At 60.8% G+C, this 17,484-nt stretch carries 19 protein-coding genes and 1 pseudogene; 9 read left to right on the plus strand and 11 right to left on the minus strand.

Features of this window, described 5'->3' with window-relative positions:
- Positions 1-364 (minus strand): annotated as a pseudogene (locus tag PMI35_RS06660) (bifunctional aconitate hydratase 2/2-methylisocitrate dehydratase); the annotation flags it as partial.
- Between the two features lie 407 nt (positions 365-771).
- On the opposite strand from PMI35_RS06660, the gene PMI35_RS06655 reads away from it, so the two are divergent.
- Positions 772-1,242 carry a DUF1289 domain-containing protein gene (locus PMI35_RS06655; RefSeq protein ID WP_032831957.1) on the plus strand — a complete coding sequence of 157 codons (471 nt, stop codon included), beginning with the start codon at positions 772-774 and terminating at the stop codon, positions 1,240-1,242.
- Between the two features lie 97 nt (positions 1,243-1,339).
- On the opposite strand, the gene PMI35_RS0132985 is transcribed toward PMI35_RS06655, so the two are convergent.
- Positions 1,340-2,203, minus strand: coding sequence for a universal stress protein (locus tag PMI35_RS0132985; protein ID WP_032831959.1), 864 nt, complete (start codon positions 2,201-2,203; stop codon positions 1,340-1,342).
- A 158-nt stretch (positions 2,204-2,361) separates the two neighbouring features.
- On the opposite strand from PMI35_RS0132985, the gene PMI35_RS06650 reads away from it, so the two are divergent.
- Entirely contained in the window at positions 2,362-2,970 is a 609-nt protein-coding gene (locus PMI35_RS06650) for a tRNA-(ms[2]io[6]A)-hydroxylase (protein ID WP_008063957.1), read from the plus strand.
- 6 nt (positions 2,971-2,976) lie between these two features.
- Here the strand turns inward: PMI35_RS06650 and PMI35_RS06645 are convergent, their stop codons facing one another.
- Complete coding sequence (locus tag PMI35_RS06645) at positions 2,977-3,465, minus strand: GFA family protein (protein ID WP_008063964.1); 489 nt, start codon at positions 3,463-3,465, stop codon at positions 2,977-2,979.
- 236 nt (positions 3,466-3,701) lie between these two features.
- Between PMI35_RS06645 and PMI35_RS06640 the strand changes: the two genes are divergently transcribed.
- From PMI35_RS06640 to PMI35_RS06630, 3 genes are all read left to right on the plus strand, one after another.
- Entirely contained in the window at positions 3,702-4,586 is an 885-nt protein-coding gene (locus PMI35_RS06640) for a LysR substrate-binding domain-containing protein (protein WP_008063966.1), read from the plus strand.
- A 100-nt stretch (positions 4,587-4,686) separates the two neighbouring features.
- A complete protein-coding gene (gene aguA / locus PMI35_RS06635; protein WP_008063969.1) occupies positions 4,687-5,811 on the plus strand; it encodes an agmatine deiminase in 1,125 nt (374 codons plus the stop codon).
- Positions 5,812-5,813: 2 nt separating this feature from the next.
- Positions 5,814-6,911 carry an extracellular solute-binding protein gene (locus PMI35_RS06630; protein ID WP_008063971.1) on the plus strand — a complete coding sequence of 366 codons (1,098 nt, stop codon included), beginning with the start codon at positions 5,814-5,816 and terminating at the stop codon, positions 6,909-6,911.
- A 142-nt stretch (positions 6,912-7,053) separates the two neighbouring features.
- On the opposite strand, the gene PMI35_RS06625 is transcribed toward PMI35_RS06630, so the two are convergent.
- The 6 genes from PMI35_RS06625 to PMI35_RS06600 form a co-directional block, all read right to left on the minus strand.
- Positions 7,054-7,671, minus strand: coding sequence for a DNA-3-methyladenine glycosylase family protein (locus PMI35_RS06625; protein ID WP_008063972.1), 618 nt, complete (start codon positions 7,669-7,671; stop codon positions 7,054-7,056).
- Between the two features lie 4 nt (positions 7,672-7,675).
- Positions 7,676-8,488 carry an isocitrate lyase/PEP mutase family protein gene (locus PMI35_RS06620; protein ID WP_008063974.1) on the minus strand — a complete coding sequence of 271 codons (813 nt, stop codon included), beginning with the start codon at positions 8,486-8,488 and terminating at the stop codon, positions 7,676-7,678.
- Positions 8,489-8,518: 30 nt separating this feature from the next.
- On the minus strand, positions 8,519-9,601 hold the full coding sequence (locus tag PMI35_RS06615) for a bifunctional transcriptional activator/DNA repair enzyme AdaA (protein ID WP_008063977.1): 1,083 nt from the start codon (positions 9,599-9,601) through the stop codon (positions 8,519-8,521).
- Between the two features lie 70 nt (positions 9,602-9,671).
- The gene (locus PMI35_RS06610; RefSeq protein ID WP_008063979.1) at positions 9,672-10,628 is read right to left on the minus strand and encodes a Dyp-type peroxidase; all 957 of its coding nucleotides are present in this window, start codon (positions 10,626-10,628) and stop codon (positions 9,672-9,674) included.
- 32 nt (positions 10,629-10,660) lie between these two features.
- Positions 10,661-11,281: a LysE family translocator gene (locus PMI35_RS06605; RefSeq protein WP_008063981.1), complete on the minus strand. Its 621-nt coding sequence runs from the start codon at positions 11,279-11,281 to the stop codon at positions 10,661-10,663.
- 90 nt (positions 11,282-11,371) lie between these two features.
- Positions 11,372-12,268 carry a DMT family transporter gene (locus PMI35_RS06600; protein ID WP_008063982.1) on the minus strand — a complete coding sequence of 299 codons (897 nt, stop codon included), beginning with the start codon at positions 12,266-12,268 and terminating at the stop codon, positions 11,372-11,374.
- A gap of 88 nt (positions 12,269-12,356) precedes the next feature.
- Between PMI35_RS06600 and PMI35_RS06595 the strand changes: the two genes are divergently transcribed.
- Both PMI35_RS06595 and PMI35_RS06590 read left to right on the plus strand, forming a co-directional pair.
- Positions 12,357-13,688 carry an aminotransferase-like domain-containing protein gene (locus tag PMI35_RS06595; RefSeq protein ID WP_008063983.1) on the plus strand — a complete coding sequence of 444 codons (1,332 nt, stop codon included), beginning with the start codon at positions 12,357-12,359 and terminating at the stop codon, positions 13,686-13,688.
- Between the two features lie 89 nt (positions 13,689-13,777).
- A complete protein-coding gene (locus tag PMI35_RS06590; RefSeq protein ID WP_008063984.1) occupies positions 13,778-14,365 on the plus strand; it encodes a LysE family translocator in 588 nt (195 codons plus the stop codon).
- On the opposite strand, the gene PMI35_RS06585 is transcribed toward PMI35_RS06590, so the two are convergent.
- Together PMI35_RS06585 and PMI35_RS06580 are read right to left on the minus strand one after the other, a co-directional pair.
- The gene (locus PMI35_RS06585; RefSeq protein ID WP_008063985.1) at positions 14,366-15,199 is read right to left on the minus strand and encodes an AraC family transcriptional regulator; all 834 of its coding nucleotides are present in this window, start codon (positions 15,197-15,199) and stop codon (positions 14,366-14,368) included.
- Positions 15,200-15,232: 33 nt separating this feature from the next.
- A complete protein-coding gene (locus tag PMI35_RS06580) occupies positions 15,233-15,736 on the minus strand; it encodes a VOC family protein (RefSeq protein ID WP_008063986.1) in 504 nt (167 codons plus the stop codon).
- Positions 15,737-16,001: 265 nt separating this feature from the next.
- On the opposite strand from PMI35_RS06580, the gene PMI35_RS06575 reads away from it, so the two are divergent.
- Both PMI35_RS06575 and PMI35_RS06570 read left to right on the plus strand, forming a co-directional pair.
- Entirely contained in the window at positions 16,002-16,250 is a 249-nt protein-coding gene (locus PMI35_RS06575; RefSeq protein ID WP_008063987.1) for a hypothetical protein, read from the plus strand.
- Positions 16,250-17,404, plus strand: coding sequence for an NnrS family protein (locus PMI35_RS06570; protein WP_008063988.1), 1,155 nt, complete (start codon positions 16,250-16,252; stop codon positions 17,402-17,404). Before PMI35_RS06575 ends, PMI35_RS06570 begins: the two co-directional genes overlap by 1 nt.
- Positions 17,405-17,484: the final 80 nt, after the last annotated feature.

Consider the following 17,484-nt stretch of genomic DNA (forward strand, 5'->3'; position numbering starts at 1 on the left):
TGTGCTTGAGTTCTTCGGCAGCTACTGGCGCCAGCTCGGCGTCGTCCAGCAGGTTGACCAGGGTCACGATGTTGTAGCCGCCCTGCATGGTGCCGAGCAGTTCAACAGCGCGCTTCTTGTCGATCAGGGGGGATTGGGCTTCGCCTTTGGCGATGGCGGACAGGAAGCCGGCCTTGACATAGGCTGCTTCGTCCACTCCAGGCGGAACGCGATTGGTGATCAGGTCAACGAGGAATGCTTCTTCGCCAGCCGGGGGATTCTTCAGCAGCTCGACCAGGCCTGCAGTTTGTTCGGCGTTAAGCGGCTGGGGAACGATACCCAGTGCTGCGCGCTCTTCGATATGTTTGCGGTAGGCTTCAAGCACAGTTATTACCCTCATCAGTGGTCCCAAATGGGTGTCCGGGACGCTCATCCCGAAATTGCCGTACTCATGCGCTGCATGGCGTTGTGAGCCACTTAGCCAGAATTACCGACAATTCCTTACAGAAGCTGCTTTCAAAGTTTTACGCCTGCAGAACGGGAGCTGATGAGGGTTGGCGCAAGGCTTTTCCCCGCTGGAAAAACCCTTCGCCAACACCGCTCTGAAGGAACGACTGTGCTCGTGACGCTTTGAAAACAGCTTCTAACGGACATTGGCGCCTAAAAAGGCAGGCTGATTCTACGGCAAAAAAAAATTAAAGGTAAGTTGGCGACTGAAACTTTGAGGGGTGATCAATGTTAGACAAAGGGCTAACATGCCGTCCTGTTTTGCTTTTCGCGTTTTGCCTACCTATGCCCAATCAGACCATCAAGACCCCCTGCGTCGGCCTTTGCTCCACTGTTTACGGTGATTTGGTGTGCCGTGGCTGCAAGCGTTTCCACCATGAAGTGATTCACTGGAACGGCTACAACGAGGAAGAAAAACGTGCGGTGTGGCTGCGTCTGGAGCAATTGTTGTCCCAGGTGATGGCCGCCAAGGTGGAAATTTTCGACCCGGCGCTGCTGCGCACGCAGCTGGAACAGCGCAAGATCCGCTTCGTGCCGCATCAGTCCGAGTATTGCTGGGCCTACCAGTTGATCGCCCGGGGCGCGCGGGTGATCAATAACCTGCAAGCCTATGGGATGGTGCTGTTGCCGGAGTTTCGCGACTGGAACCTGCCGGAACTGCGCGATGCCATCGATCGGGAATTTTTCCTGCTCTCCGAGGCGCATTACCAGCGCTACATTGCGCCGGGGTTTCTCAAGGATGCGTTTGGCGGGTGATTTTAGAAGCTTCGCGGGCAAGCCCGCTCCTACAGGATTCTCACCGTCTGTAGGAGCGGGCTTGCCCGCGAAGGCGATTTACCTGGCGCTGCAAATCTCAATGCTTGACCGCCAACTCCTCCAGATGATCCTCGACCTCCTGGGGCTTGAGCACCAACACATCGCTTTCCACGGCATCGAGCACCACTTCCGCCGTATTGCCAATCAACGTCCCCGATAATCCGCTGCGCGCCACGGTGCCGATCACCGTCACCGCTGCCTGCAGTTTGTGCACCATGAACGGAATCAGCACATCCGCCGGACCCTCGGCGATGTGCAGGTGTTCATTGTCGATGTCGAACTCGGCCTGGAACGCCTTGCACTGTTCGCGATAGCGCGCCTCGATGGTTTCGCTCAGCTGCAGCGTCGGGTCGGCCGCCGACAGCATGGGCGACGGATGAGCACTGATCACATGCAGATGGGCCTTGGCCAGGCTGGCGATGTCGTAGCCGTAGTCGATGATGGTGTTGTGCAAATGGCGGTGTTCACTTTCCATGTTGCCGACGTCAACGGCCGCCAGGATCACTTTGTCCTTCCACGAACCTGCGGTTTTCACCAACAGCACGGGGGTAGGGCAGTGGCGCAGCAGTTTCCAGTCGACCGGGGTCAGCAGGGCCTTTTTCAGCGAGCTGTCGGGGAAATGCTGCTTGATCACCAGGCCGCAGCCTTCGGCCTGCTGCACGTCGACGATGGTTTCGTGCAGACTTTCATTCCAGGCCTGCTCGGTTGTGACGCTGTATCCGTCCTGCAACAGGGCCGCCTTGAGGACACCCAGCATGGCGCTGTGGTCGTGCTTGCGGTCACAGACCAGCAGGTGCAGGTGCGCCTGGGTCACGCCGGCAATCAGTTTGGCTCGTTTGAGCGCCAGGCTTTCCGAATGCTCGGGGTCGATGACCACCAGAATGCTGCGAATGGCTTGCATGATCGGGATCTCCTGAAAATGAAAAAGCATGGCGTTGCACAACTATAGTTCCTGTGCGGCATTCGGTGGCTTGATGCATATCAACGGTGTGACTGGTGGTCTTCGGGCAGGCCGGTATAATCGGCGCCCTTTGTTTCATACCTATTTCCGTGAGCCCCATGATCCTTCCCGAAATTCACGAGTTCCTCGGCTGCCGTACCCCGGATGGCTGGGTTCAGGCCGCTTTGGCCGATCAGGACACCTTGTTGATCGACCACAAGAATTGCGAGTTCAAGGCGGCCAGCACGGCGCTTAGCCTGATTGCCAAATATCACTCCCACGTCGATTTGATCAACATGATGTCGCGTCTGGCCCGGGAAGAGCTGGTGCACCACGAGCAGGTCATGCGTCTGATGAAAAAACGCAAGATCGGGTTGCGTCAGCTGTCCGCCGGGCGCTATGCCTCGGGGTTGCGCAAGGTGGTACGCAGTCACGAACCGGTCAAGCTGGTGGATACGTTGGTGGTCGGCGCGTTCATCGAGGCCCGCAGTTGCGAACGTTTCGAGGCGTTGGTACCGCATCTGGACGAGGAACTGGGCAAGTTCTACTTCGGCCTGCTCAAAAGCGAAGCCCGGCACTTCCAGGGCTACCTGAAACTGGCATACCAGTACGGGGACGCCAAGGACATCGCCCAGGTGATCGACAAGGTGCGGGCCGCCGAGCAGGAACTGATCGAATCGCCGGATGTGGAGTTTCGTTTCCACAGCGGCGTACCCGTCGCGGCGTAAGGCTCTTTAACGGCTCAAACCCAGGCGTTCATGCCACTCGGCGATCGATTCTTCGGGATAGCCCTCGAACTGTTTATCGCCCGGCTGTACTTCGGCCTCGACCCAGGGGGCCTTGGAGTCCAGCAGCAAATGCGTGTGCTGCGGCGGCACCGGTAGCGGGGTGTCGATGGCCGAGGCGAAGGGGTGGATCAGTTCCGGCCATTCGGGGCTGAACAGCCATAAACCCGAGCCGCACAGCGAACAGAAATGCCGTTCGGCGCTGCTGCGATGGGCGCGCTTTTCGCCTTCGCCCTTGAGCAGGGCATGGTAGATCGCGACGTTCTTGCGCCCGCGCACCTTGAGGCTATTGGCGTCACCGGCAATATTGATCGCATAACCGCCACCGCCCTGGGTCTTGCGGCAGATCGAGCAGTAGCAGCGTTGATAGGGGTAGGGATGGGCGCTGGTCAGGCTGAACGACACCGCGCCGCAATGGCAGGAGCCTTCGAGATGCATGGGGGGGCCTCCAGTGGCTGAAGTGATTCGGATTAGCCTAGAAGATTTGTAGCGCGATTTCCGACGCCTTCGCTGGCAAGCCAGCTCCCACAGAGTTCGTGTAAGCATAAAAAATTTGAATACGAGCGGGATCCCTGTGGGAGCTGGCTTGCCAGCGATGAACGATAAAGCAGTCCCACTGGACGCCCACGCTACACCGGGGCAGCATGACCGCCTCCAACCCCGGACCTGACCCGATGCGTCGATTACCCTCCCTGGCAGCCCTCAGAACCTTCGAATGCGCCGCCCGTCACGCTCATTTTGGCCGGGCGGCTGCCGAGTTGTGCGTGACCGACAGCGCCGTCAGCCATCAGATCCGCCAGTTGGAAGAACAGTTGGGGGTCTCGCTGTTTGTGCGCGAAGGCCGGCAGATTCGCCCAACCATGGCCGCCGGGCGCTTGATGCAAAGCTTGCAGCAAGCCTTTGAGCTGATCGGTGATGCCTGCGACGAACTGCGCGACCCTTCGTCCCTGGCGGTGTTGCGCCTGGCGGTCACCGCCGAGCTCGCGCAAAAGTGGTTGATGAGTCGTCTCTCGGATTTTTATGCGCGCTACCCGCACATCACCTTGCACCTCTACGAGCAACCCATCGACGCCACGGCGCCGGGTGAAGACATCGACCTGGCCATCACCTACGGCACAGGCCCGGTGGACAGCAGTGCGTATTTTGTCCGGCCATTGCCGGCGCTGCAGTTTTTCCCGGTGTGCAGCCCTGGTCTTTTCAACCAGGGCACCTTGAAAACCCCGAAGGATCTAGCCCGCCACTGCTTGTTGCATGACGATCAGGACGGCAAGACCTGGACCGCCTGGCTCACCAGCCATGCCGGTGATCAGCGCCCCGAACGGCAACTGTATTTCGCCCACGCCGGGTTAGCCCTGGAAGCCGCCGCTCAAGGGCAGGGTGTAGCCATGGGTGATAACCTGACAGCCCAGGAGGACTTGCTCAGCGGTCGCCTGGTTCGACCATTCACCTCAAACATGACCGCCTTGGGGCAATACGCGCTGGTGTGCGAGCGGGTTCGCCTGGAGCGGCCTGCGGTGGCGCAGATGCTCGAATGGTTCAACGATCAGCTGGTCGATTGATGAGTTGAATTCAAGTATTCCGAAATAATCATCGTTGGCGAGGAGGGCGTGCGCGACCTTAGCCTGTGGTCATTCCAATCCCCGCTGATGAGGTTTGCCCATGGCACGTTTGCTCGACTCCACTCCCAAACTCGACGGGTTCCGTTTGCCCGGCGAATTCGAAACCAAGTCCGGCTGCTGGCTCGGCTGGCCTGAGCGTACCGACGTCTGGCGCAATGGCGCCAAGCCTGCGCAGAAAGTCTGGGTGCAGATCGTCACCGCCATCAGCCAAAGCGAACCGGTCACCGTCTGCGCCTCGGCCACGCAATTCGCCACCGCGCGCCGCCAGTTGCCGCCGCAAGTACGGGTGGTGGAAATGACCTGCAACGACACCTGGTTTCGCGACAGCGGGCCGTGCTTCGTGGTCAATGACCAGAGCGGTGAAGTGCGCGGCGTCGACTTTGAGTTCAACGCCTACGGCGGCCTCGACGGCGGCTTGTACTACCCGTGGGACAAGGACGACCAGATCGCGAGCAAAATCCTCGAAATCGAAGGCTTCGACCGCTATCGCGCGCCGTTGATTGCCGAGCTGGGCGGCATCCAGAGCGACGGCCAGGGCAGCATTCTCACCACCGAGCAATGCCTGCTCAACCGTAACCGCAATCAGCATCTGGGCAAGGATGAAGTCACTCGCCGCTTGACCGATTACCTGGGTGCCGAGCAGGTCATCTGGCTGCCACGGGGTTGCAAATTCGACGAAACCGACGGCCACGTCGACGACCTGGCGTGCTTCGTGCGCCCCGGCGAGGTGGTGCTGCAATGGACTGACAATCGCGACGACCCGCAGTGGGAAATCTACCAGGAAGCCTACGACATCCTGCGCAGCACCCGCGACAGTCGTGGTCGCGAGCTGATCGTGCACAAGCTGCCACAACCGGATGTGCTGGAGTGGACGGCCGATGAGGCCGAGGGTCTGGATCAACAGGACAGCACGCATACCCGTCAAGCTGGCACGAAGATCTGCGCGTCCTATATCAATTACTACGCCGGCAACACCTCGATCGTGGTGCCGCTGTTCGGCGATCGCAACGATCAGGTGGCGCTGGCGACCCTGGCCGAACTGTTCCCGCGGCACAAGATCGTCGGCATCGAAAACTCCCGGGAAATTCTCCTCGGCGGCGGCAACGTCGCGTGCATCACCATGCCGCAGTACGCCGGCACTGCCTGCAACAAAAAGGGAGTGTAAACATGGGCCTGCACAAACTGACTCAAGCAATATTGCTGGTGCTTGCACCCCTGTGTGTGCAGGCCGCCGACACCGCCAAATCGGTAGTGAACCTGTATATCTGGGGTGAGTACCTGGCCCCGGACACCTTGAGCAACTTCGAGAAAAAAACCGGTATCCATGTGGTCGCCGATCACTTCGATTCCCTGGAAACCGTCGAAACCAAACTGCTGACCGGTCGCAGCGGCTACGACCTGGTGCTGACGGCGGGCCAGCATCTGTCGCGGGCAATCCAGAGCGGCGCGATCCAGACCGTGGACAAGCAGCGGATACCGCACTTTGCCGGTGTCGGCGAAGAGTTCCGACAGCACATGGCGGTGTTCGATCCGGGCAACCGGCATGCCGGGATCTACGCCTGGGGCACCACCGGCGTGGGTTATCAGGAAGAGGCGGTCAAGCAGCGCCTGGCCGATGCGCCAACGAACAGCTGGGCAATGCTATTCGACCCGGCGGTGGTTTCGAGATTCGCCGATTGCGGGGTCAGCCTGCTCAACGACCCTAACGAAGTGTTCGCGGCGGTCATGAAGTACATGGGCCTGGACATCAACCGCCAGAGCCTCGATGACCTGAAACTGGCCGAACAGCAGCTGGCGAAGATTCGCCCGTACATTCGCTACTTCGATAACGACCTGAACATCAGCGACCTGGCCAACGGCAATACCTGTGTGGCGATGTCGTGGAACGGTAACGTGGCCATTGCGGCGGGCCAGGCACAAGCGGCTGGAAAGCCGTTTTCATTGCAGTACCGGATACCCAAGGAGGGCACGCTGATCTGGTTCGATGCCATGGTCATTCCCAAGGACGCCCCGCATCCCGAGGCGGGGCTGGCCTTGATGGATTACCTGATGACGCCTGAAGTGATCGCGCCGATCACCGACACCATCCACTATGCCAACGCCATCACGGCGGCAGATACCTTGATTGACCCGGCGATCCGCAATGATCCGGGGACTTATCCGGCGCCGGCGGTGCGGGCGTCGTTGTACAGCAAGAATGACAATGGCAAGGCGTTCAACCGGGCCTTGATTCGGGCGTTCAGCCGGTTGAAGTCGGGGTTGTGATTGGGTTTGGATGATGTGTTGGCGGGTCCGACGCCATCGCGGGCAAGCCCGCTCCCACAAGGTTCTGTGGTGGAACATAGATAGCATTCACACCAGAGATCACTGTGGGAGCGGGCTTGCCCGCGATGAACGATAACACGGTCTACTTGCCAGGCACCCGCCACAAATACCACGCAGCCACCGTCCGATAAGGACTCCACGCCAACCCGATCTCGATCATCTGCTTGCGCATCGGTTGTACCTCAAGCCCCTTGAGCCGCCGATAACCCTCGCGCACGCCAAAATCGTCGGCCGGCAGGATGTCCGGCCGCTCCAGGCTGTAGATCAACAGCATCTCGACGGTCCAGCGCCCCACGCCGCGCAGGGTGACCAGGCGTTCGATCAGTGCTTCATCGTCCATGGCCAGCGCCGTGGCGTAATCGGGCACCACGCCCTCCAGTGCAGCCTGGGCGATACCTTGAATGGTGGCGATCTTGCTGGCGGAAAAGCCGCAACTGCGCAGTCGATCAAAATCAGTCGCGACAATCTGCTCGGGCCGTGGAAACGCCACCGATGGGTACAGCGCCAGCAACCGGCCGATTATTGCATCCCCGGCCTTGGCGTGCAGTTGCTGGTAGGCAATCGCCCGCACCAGGGATTCATAGGGATCGCGGGCCGCGTGGGGTTGATGCAGGCATGGGCCGACGGCGGCGATGTGCCGACGCCAATCCTCATCAAGAGACGCTAGAAACTCGGTGGCGGGTAAGTAATCCTCCGGCATGGGCTCAGGCTTTCCCCGGCGGTTTCAGCAGCGCGTTGACTTCGCCATAGGTGAATGCCTTGAGGTCATGGCTGTCGAGCTTGCCGGTCTGCAAAAAGTTTTTTGCCAGTGCGGCCATGGCGCCATAGAGGAACTCGGCGATGCCGGAGCCGGCGCTCAAGCGGCGCACGCCCAGTGTTTGCAACTCTTGCAGTGACGGCAGACCGGGGACACCGAGGACATTGAGTGGCAGCGTGGTGCCCCGGCACAGCGCCGCAATCTCGTACTCCGATGTAACGCCAGCCGCGAACAATCCGTTGGCACCCGCCGCTTGGTACAACGCGGCGCGCCCAAGGGTTTCCGCCACGCGATCTTCGGCGGGGACCAGGCTCCTGAGGTACACGTCGGTGCGTGCGTTGATGAACAGGTTCACGTTGCGGCGATCAGCAACCTGCCGCGCGATTTCAATCTTGTGCACGAGCAATTCAGGCGGCGCGGCACCGTCTTCGATATTGATCCCGACCGCACCGGCGGCGATGACCGCATCCACCACCTCGGCAACCCGTGCCAGATCGTCGGAGTAGCCAGCCTCGATATCCACGGTCAACGGCACCGAAATCACCCGGGCGATGGATTCGACCGTCGATACCAACCGCTCAAGGGGCAGGGTGTTGCCGTCCGGGTAACCATGGACCCAGGCCACTGCCGCACTGCTGGTAGCCACGGCCTTGTTGCCCAGTTGCTCCACCAGCCGCGCCCCGACAGCGTCGGCGACGTTGGTGAGGATCAGCAGACCGTCGTGATGCAGCTTATGAAGTTGATCATCAAGCCTGTCCATCGAGATTCCTTCCTTTTGCAATGCGTGGGATCAGAACGCGAGTTGTTGGGTGATCTGCACTGCTGCGTTTTCCAGTCTGAGCAGGAACGCTTTGCGCGGTTGGCCTCCAGCGTAGCCGGTCAGCGAGCCATCGGCGCCGATTACCCGATGGCAGGGCACGACAATCGAGAGGCGGTTATGACCGTTGGCCAGGCCCACCGCACGACTGGCGTCGGGCTTGCCCAGGCGGGCAGCGATTGCGCCGTAGGTGGTGGTCTGGCCATAGGGGATGTGTGCCAGTTCGGCCCATACCTGGCGGGAAAATTCGCTACCGGGCATGTGCAGGGCAACGCTGAATTCAGTCCGTTCGCCGGCGAAATACTCAGTCAGTTGGTGTTCGATTTGCTGCAGATGCCCGTTATGCCCCGGCGCCACGGCGTAACCAAAGCGGTTTTGCAACGCTTGCACTTCCCGGGTCAGGCTGGGCTGGTCGAGGAATTCCAGTAACACCAGTCCGCGACGTTCGGCCATGGCGATCATCGGCCCCAGGGGAGTAGTCAGGCGCGTGAACAGCAGCGGCTCACTGTTGGCGGCGCGGCCCGGTGTAATGTGAAAAGACTTCTGGAACGCATCGCGAAAGCCGCTGAGGGATTCGTAACCGGAGTCGTAGGCGGCGTTGTCGATGGAATCCCCCTGCTTGATCCCGCCCAAGGCCACGCCCAGGCGCCGGGTGCGCAGCCAGGCATGAAAGGTCATGCCGAAATGCTGCTTGAACCAGCGGCGCAGTTTCAGCGGCTCGATGCCTTCGGCCAGCAGCTGGGCGTCGGTCCAGCGCTGCTCGGGATCGGCGTCCACCGACTTGAGCAACCGCTGCACCCAGTGCGGCGCAATTGCAGCGGCGTCCGTGGGTTTGCAGCGCAGGCAAGCGCGATATCCCGCCGCCAGGCACTCATCGGCGTGGGCAAAGAACTCGACATTCTCAGGCTTCGGGCTGCGTGCGGTGCAACCGGGGCGGCAGAAAATACCGGTCGTCTTGACCGCGGTAAAAAACACCCCCTCGTAGGCGGTGTCTCGTTCGAGCATGGCGCGAACCATCTCGGCGTGGGGCGGCAGTAGCGTGTCTTGTAGGTTCATGGGTTGAGCTTAAGCTGCATGGCAGAACCCCTCCACCGGAAAATCGACAGAGAATTGCCCGCGTTCGCCGTCAGGTTCGCGAAGGGTCGCGATCCGCCAGTGCTTCCAGCAAATCCGCCGAGGGAGCGAAAAACAAGCCACCGGTGACTGCCGTACTGAAATCCAGCAAACGGTCGTAATTACCCGCGGGATTGCCGACAAACATGTTCTCGAGCATCTGTTCTAGAGGTTCGGGCGAGCGCGCATAGCCTATGAAATAAGTGCCGAATTCTCCAGCGCCTGGCCGCCCGAAGGGCATGTTGTCGCGCAGGATCTTCACTTCTTCGCCGTCCTTGGTGATGGTCGTCAGGGCGCTGTGGGAATTGCTCGGTTTGACCGAGTCGTCGAGTTCGATGTCGGACAACTTCGTTCGCCCGATAATCCGCTCCTGCGCCTCGACGGATAACGCGTTCCAGGCATTCATCTTGTGCAGGTATTTCTGCACCAGCACATAGCTGCCTCCGCTAAACAACGGGTCTTCATCGCCCACAATGGTGAAACCGACAGCCTTGCGTCCGACGGGGTTTTCGGTGCCATCGACAAAGCCGATGATGCTGCGCATGTCGAAATAGCGAAAACCCTGGACTTCATCGATGACCGAAACCGCACCGCCCAGCGCTGAGAGTAACTGCGTGGCCAATTCGAAACACAGGTCCATATGCTCCGCCCGAATGTGCAGCAAGAGGTCGCCAGGGGTGGCAATGGCGCGACGTTCCGCAGGTCCCAATTCACGGAAGTCGTGCAGCGAGGCAGGGCGCGGGTGGCCGAACAAGGTGTCCCACGCCGCGGAGCCAAAACCACAGATGCACGACAGATTGCCGGAGGGCACGCGTTTGCCGACCGAGCGCGTGAGGGCCGCGATGTCTGCGCACCAGCCCCGCACTTTGCTGGCGGCGTCACTGCCGGGAACCAGGGTTGCCACGATAAAAATCGCGCTGCGGGTGATGGGGCTACAGATGGGTTGAGCGTCCGGCGTTGATTCGTCCATTGGTATTTACGTCCTGCTAAGCAAATGTTGGTTCAGGCCCGACGCGCCATCAGCAACACTGAAGCCGCCGCCGACAACAACCCCGCGCAGCAGCGATTGAACATCCGCTTGCCCGACGGTTTGGCGAACCAGCGGCGCATGTGCAGGCCCATGTAAGCGTAGGTGCCGATGGCGATCCATTCCAGGATCAGGAACAGTGCACCCAACACCGCGAATTGCGGTGCGATGGCATGGGTCGAGTCGACGAATTGTGGCAGGAACGCGGTGAAGATCAGGATCGCCTTCGGGTTGCCGGCTGCCACCAGAAACTCTTGCCGGGCCAACGCCAGCATCCCCACCGGCGGGGCGCTCGTTGCGGTTTCCACGCCGGGCTTGGCGCGCCACAGTTGCCAGGCGAGATAAAACAGGTAGGCCGCACCGAGAATCTTGATCCCGTAGAACAACAATTCCGAGGTTTGCAGCACCACCGCCAGGCCGGCTGAGGCGAGAGCGATCATCCCGGCGAATGCGAGCAAGCGGCCAATGCCGGCCAGGCACGCGGTGCGGTAGCCATAGCGGGTCGAATTGCTGACCGACAGCAGGTTGTTCGGGCCTGGTGCCATGTTCAGGGCGAAGCAGGCCGGAAGGAAAAGGGTGAGGGTGGTGAGTTCCATGATCGGCTCCAACAGCAGGAGCGGTATTTTTATCACAGCTGCCCAGGGGCTTGACCCATACAGTCATGGACGCAGGCAGCGTACCAGTGGCTAGCGCGCGAACTTTTTCGCCCCGGCCACACACAGGATCACCGCCACGGTGACGCCGAGCATGCCCAGGCTGACGTGTTCATGCAGCAAGGTGGCGGCCAGTGCCAGGCCGAAAAATGGCTGCAACAATTGCAGCTGCCCGACGGCGGCGATGCCCCCTTGCGCCAGCCCGCGATACCAGAACACAAAACCGATCAGCATGCTGAACAGCGACACGTAGGCCAGGCTGAACCAGGCCGGCAGGCTGATGTTGGCCAAGGTCGCCGGCATCCGCCACCAGGTCAGCGCGGCCATGAACGGCAGCGCCAGCACCAGCGCCCAGCAAATCACCTGCCAGCCGCCAAGTGTCCGAGAGAGCTTTGCGCCTTCGGCATAACCCAGGCCGCAGGCCAGGATCGCCAACAGCATCAGGATGTCGCCTTGGGGCGAAGCCGTCAGGCCTTGGGCAACGGCAAACCCGACCACCAGCAGGCTGCCCAGCACCGAGAAGATCCAGAACACCGGCCGCGGGCGCTCGCCACCGCGCAAGACGCCGAACACCGCCGTCGCCAGTGGCAGCAGGCCGACGAACACAATGGAATGCGCAGACGTGACGTACTGCAGCGCCAGCGCGGTCAGCAGCGGAAACCCCACCACCACGCCCAGCGCCACGATGGTCAGCGACACCAGTTGATGTCGCCCGGGGCGCTTTTCCTTGAACAGTAACAACAGGGACAGAGCCAGAATCGCGGCGATGGTCGCGCGGGCGACCGTGAGGAACACCGGATCGAATTCGAGTACCGCCACCCGCGTCGCGGGCAGCGAGCCGCTGAAGATCACCACCCCAATCAGGCCGTTGATCCAGCCGCTGGCATTTGTATCCAGCGCCCGTTGTTGCAGGTTAGAAGTCCGTTCCATCTCGCTCACGCTCATTGTTTGATTGCACGAAACCATCCTATGGCCGACTATCCATACAATCAAAAAATTGTCATGGATACATCTGTACATGCCTCGATCCCGCTACAAAACGCTGGTTGACGCCTTTGCCGCGGATATCCGCTCAGGGCGTTTGTCCCCCGGTACACGCTTGCCGACCCACCGGCAACTGGCCACGGAGCATGGTTTGGCGCTGGTCACCGCCAGCCGGGTGTATGCCGAGCTTGAAAGCATGGGCCTGGTCAGCGGAGAAACCGGGCGCGGGACTTTTGTCCGGGAGACTTCACTGCCGCCGGGCCAGGGCATTTCGCAGGCGGTGGTGGCAGCGGGGATGATCGACCTCAACTTCAACTACCCGTCGTTGCCAGGCCAGGCTGATCTGTTGCGCAACGCCCTGCGCCAGCTCGCGTTGTCCGGCGACCTGGAATCCCTCCTGCGTTACCAGCCACACGCCGGGCGCCTGCATGAGCGGGCTGCGTTCGCCCGTCATCTGGGCGAGCGTGGCCTGAACGTGCCGGCCGAACAGGTGCTGATCGTCAGCGGCGCCCAGCACGGCCTGGCGGTGGTGATGATGACCTTGCTCAAGCCCGGCGATGTGATTGCCGCAGACGCCTTGACCTATCCGGGCTTCAAGACGCTGGCTGAAACGCTGCATCTCGAAGTCCTGCCCATTCCCGTCACGGACAAGGGGCCTGACCTGCCTGCCCTGGACAAGCTGTGCCGGATTCGATCAGTGCGGGCCGTGTACTCGATGCCGACCTTGCACAATCCGTTGGGTTGGGTGATGGACGCCGATCAGCGCGAGCAGCTGGTGGCGATTGCACGCCGGCATGACCTGACGATCATCGAGGACGCGGCCTACGCATTCCTGGCCGAAAACGCACCGCCACCCCTGGCTGAAATGGCGCCGGAAAGAACGGTGTACGTCAGCGGCTTGTCGAAGAATGTTGCCACCGGGTTGCGCGTCGGTTTTGTCGCCGCGCCGGCGCCATGGATTGGCGGGCTTGAACGCACCATCATGGCGACCACCTGGAACACCCCCGGGGTGATGACCGCCATTGCCACGGCCTGGCTCGAGGACGGCACCGTCAGCAGGCTCGAGGCGCAAAAGCGCGCGGATGCACAGGCCCGGCAAGCCCTGGCCCGGGAGGTGCTGGCGGGGCTGCGGACCATCAGCCATCCGTCCTCGTATTTCATCTGGTTGCCCCTGGCCGAAGATGCCCGGGCCGACCAGATCGCCATGGCGCTGATGCGCGAGCAGGTGTCGGTGTCGCCCGCCGAACCCTTTGCGATTACCCCGCATGTTCCGCACGCGATACGCCTGGCGCTGGGGTCGGTGGACATGGACGCGCTACGCCAGGCGTTGGTGAAGGTGAAGAAGGTGGTCGGCTATTACTCATGATGGGAACCGCCGAGGGGTGTTTTCTTCAATACGCGCACCCCAAGGCTCCTTACATTGACGCCTGGTTCAATTGACTGAGCAGGTGTGCGATGAGTTTGATCATGTCCATGGCGGCGTTTGCATTGGCCGCTTCAATCACGCCGGGGCCGGTGAATATCGTGGCGCTGGGTTCGGGGGCACGCTTCGGCTTTCGCGCCAGTCAGCGGCACGTGGCTGGGGCGACGCTGGGGTTCGTGTTGCTGCTGGTACTGATGGGGTTGGGCTTGCATGAGTTGTTGCTGTTGTTGCCGGCCCTGACGCAAGTGGTGCAGTGGGCCGGGGTGGCGTTCCTGTTGTACATGGCGTTCAAACTGGCCGCCGATAATGGGCAATTGGAAGCCAAAGACTCGGGCCGCGCGCCGTCGATGCTCTACGGCGCGGTCATGCAATGGCTCAACCCGAAAGCCTGGCTGGCCTGCGTGGCCGGCATGGGCGCGTTCGTCGCCGATGGCGAGGCGCGCCTGGTGTGGCAGTTCGCGGCGGTGTACCTGGTGGTTTGCTATCTGTCGGTCGGTTGCTGGGCCTACGCCGGGACCTTCTTGCGCGGCTACTTGCACAACCCGGCGGGCATGCGCTTGTTCAATCGGGTGATGGCGTTGTTATTGGCGGTGAGTGCGGTGTATCTGGTGTTGCCCTAGTCAACCGCGATACTGCCCTGGCGTTGCCGCCAGATGCTGTTTGAACGCCCGCTGGAAATGCGCCTGGTCGGCAAACCCTGCTTCGAGCGCCACATCGGCGATCAGCCTGCCATTGCGCAGTTGATCCTGGGCGAACTGGATGCGTCGGTTGACCAGGAAGGCGTGGGGCGTCATGCCGTAATGCTGCTTGAACGCGCGGATCAGGTAGGACGGCGACAACTGCGCCGCTTCGCAGATATCTTCGAGCTTGAGCATTTGCGTGCAGTGCTCGCGGATGAAGTCGGCCGCGCGCTCGAGCTTGAAGTTGGGCTCGCGCAGCGTTTGTTCGGCCGGATTCAGGCGTAGCTGCACCTCGGTGAAAAACTCCACGGCCGCGCTGTGTTTGCGTAACACGTCTTGCTCCGCATCGACCAGTACCTGATACAGCGCCTGCAAGCCAACGAACAGCGCACGGTCCGTAGTATGGGTGATCGCGAACCGGCGAAACGCCTGATCGTTGCCGAAACCGAGCTGATGCTGCAAATCGGTGAGCCACGGGGTGTCGACATACAGCATCAGGTATGACCAGGGCTGATCATCGATCGGATTGCAGGCATGCACGTCACCGGGGTTCATCAGCACGACGGTGCCCGTACCGACCTCGAAGTTCGATTGCTCATGGACATAGGTACTGCGCCCGGCGGTGATCGCACCTATGGAAAAGTGCTCGTGGGCGTGCCGGGTGTAGCAGACCTCGCGCCCGTCGGCGATGGAGCGGGCTTCGATGAAGGGCAGGGCGTCATCGCGCCAGAAGCGCGGGGCCTTGTCGGCGTTCCTGAACCTGGAGGGCTTCATGGTCAATCCTTGGCAGATCAGCGCCTGAGTGTATTAGCTCTCGCCGTCAAAGGCTCGTTTCAGTTCGGCGATATCAAGTTTTTTCATGTGCATCATCGCCAGCATCGCGCGTTGGGATTTTGCCGTGTCGGGGTCCTTGATCATGTCCATCATGGCCACCGGGACGATCTGCCAGGACACGCCGAATTTGTCCTTGAGCCAGCCGCATTGCTGTGCCTCGACCGGCCCGCCAGCGGACAGGCGTCCCCAGAAGTGGTCGACTTCTTCCTGAGTCTGGCAGTTGACCTGGAACGAGATCGCTTCGTTGAAGGTGAAGTTCGGGCCACCGTTGAGACCGGTAAACGTCTGCCCGTCGAGTTCGAAGCTGACCGTCATGACCGAACCGACTTCCCGGCCGTGGAACTCCTTACCAGCTTCGCCGTAGTAGGTGATGGCGGTGATTTTCGAATGATCGAAGATCGCACAGTAGAATTTTGTGGCCTCTTCGGCCTGACCATCGAACCACAGGCAGGGGGTGAGTTTTTGCACATGTAGCATGGCGGGTCTCCTTGGCAGGTTTTTGCATGCTGGATTATCAGCGTAGCCAGCCTCCGGCGGTCTGGCCGTGCCGTAGATCGCCGAGTATGTAAGGAGTTTCTACTGGAAGTTGTCGATATGACTTCTTTAAGAGTCATAAAGACTATTTTCACGATGAGTCGTTATGACACGCACATCTTCACGTGCCTGATTTACAAGGGCTAAATACCTGGCACGCGACTTGATACATCCAACGTACAACTGAACGGCTACAGGAGTACGTAAAGTGTTCCATTTCTTCAGCAATCCTCAGAATGTTCTGCACCTCTCCAGTCGCGTGTTGGGCGTCGGCCTGGCAATGTTGCTGGCAGGCATCTACGGCGCTTACCTCTATGGCGGTCATCTGTCGATCGTGGCGCTGGTGTCATTGCACGCCATGACCATCGTCGGGCCGACCCTGCTGAAAATCGGTTACGTCATGCGCCTGCTGGCGCAACACCGGTTGAGCAAACCTCTGTCCGCGGCGGTGGCCTGATGCGCAAACTGGCCGCTGCTCCCGTCTTCAGCCTCGGTTTTCGCCCGTTCTTTCTCGCGGGTGCCACATTTGCCGCACTGGCAGTGGCGATCTGGGCCTTGTGGTTGTACGGTCGCTTGCCCGGCGCGCAACCGCTGGGCGGCATGCTCGCGTGGCATCGTCACGAAATGCCGTTCGGCTTCGCCGTGGCAATCATTGCTGGGTTCCTGTTGACGGCGGTGCCTAACTGGACTGGCCGCAGCGGGCTCAACGGGTGGCCACTGCTCGGGCTGGTGCTGATCTGGCTGCTGGCTCGTCTGGCCTGGTTGCTGCCAATTTCTCCTGTCTGGTTGCTGCTTTTGCAGCTGCCTTTCTTGCCGTTGTTGGCCTGGGTGCTGGGGTGTGATCTGGTGGCCGCCGGCAAGCGTGAAAACTATCCGATCCTGCTGATGATCACGTTGTTGGCCGGTTGTCAGGTTATGACATTGTGGGGGTTCTGGGCTGATGACGCTGGTTTGCAGAGGCGTGGTGTATTGGCGGCCTTATGGCTGGTCGGCGCGCTGATGAGCGTGATTGGCGGGCGGGTGATTCCGTTCTTCATTCAGCGCGGCTTGAATCGTCCGGCAACGCCTGCGGCCAATCCATTACCCACCAAGGTGCTGCTGGTGAGCGGGTTGCTCGCTGCGGTGACGTTTGCCGTCGGTTTGAATGACGTGCCCAGAGGTTGGCTGGCGGCGTTGTTTTTATTGATGGGCAGTTTGCATCTGCTGCGCCTATGGCGCTGGCATGACAGTGGTATGTGGCGTGTGCCGCTGTTGTGGTCGCTGTATCTTTCTTACGCCTGGCTGGTGGTGGCGGTGTTTGCCATGGCGCTGTGGCATCTGGGCCTGATGCCGCAACAGAGCCTGGCCACGCATTCGTTGGCGGTGGGCGGTATTGGCGGGTTGATCCTGGCGATGATTGCGCGGGTCAGCCTGGGGCATACCGGGCGGCCGTTGGTGCCCTCGAAAGTCATCGTCGTGGGGTTTGCCCTGGTGCTGCTGGCGGGTCTTTCACGGGTGTTGCTGGTGTCGTTTTACGGGTGGGGATTGGGGGGGTCGGCGTTGCTTTGGTGTGTGGCGTTTGGGCTGTTTCTGTGGCGTTATACCGGTATTTTGTTCAGGCCGAGGGTGTAGGAGTCTGGCTTGCCGGCGAAGGCGGCCTGACAGCCGACCTTTATTTTTGTCGGAGTACATATCCATTCCTGCGGTAACCG

It is taken from the genome of Pseudomonas sp. GM78 (assembly GCF_000282475.1).
In the GTDB taxonomy this organism is placed as follows: domain Bacteria; phylum Pseudomonadota; class Gammaproteobacteria; order Pseudomonadales; family Pseudomonadaceae; genus Aquipseudomonas.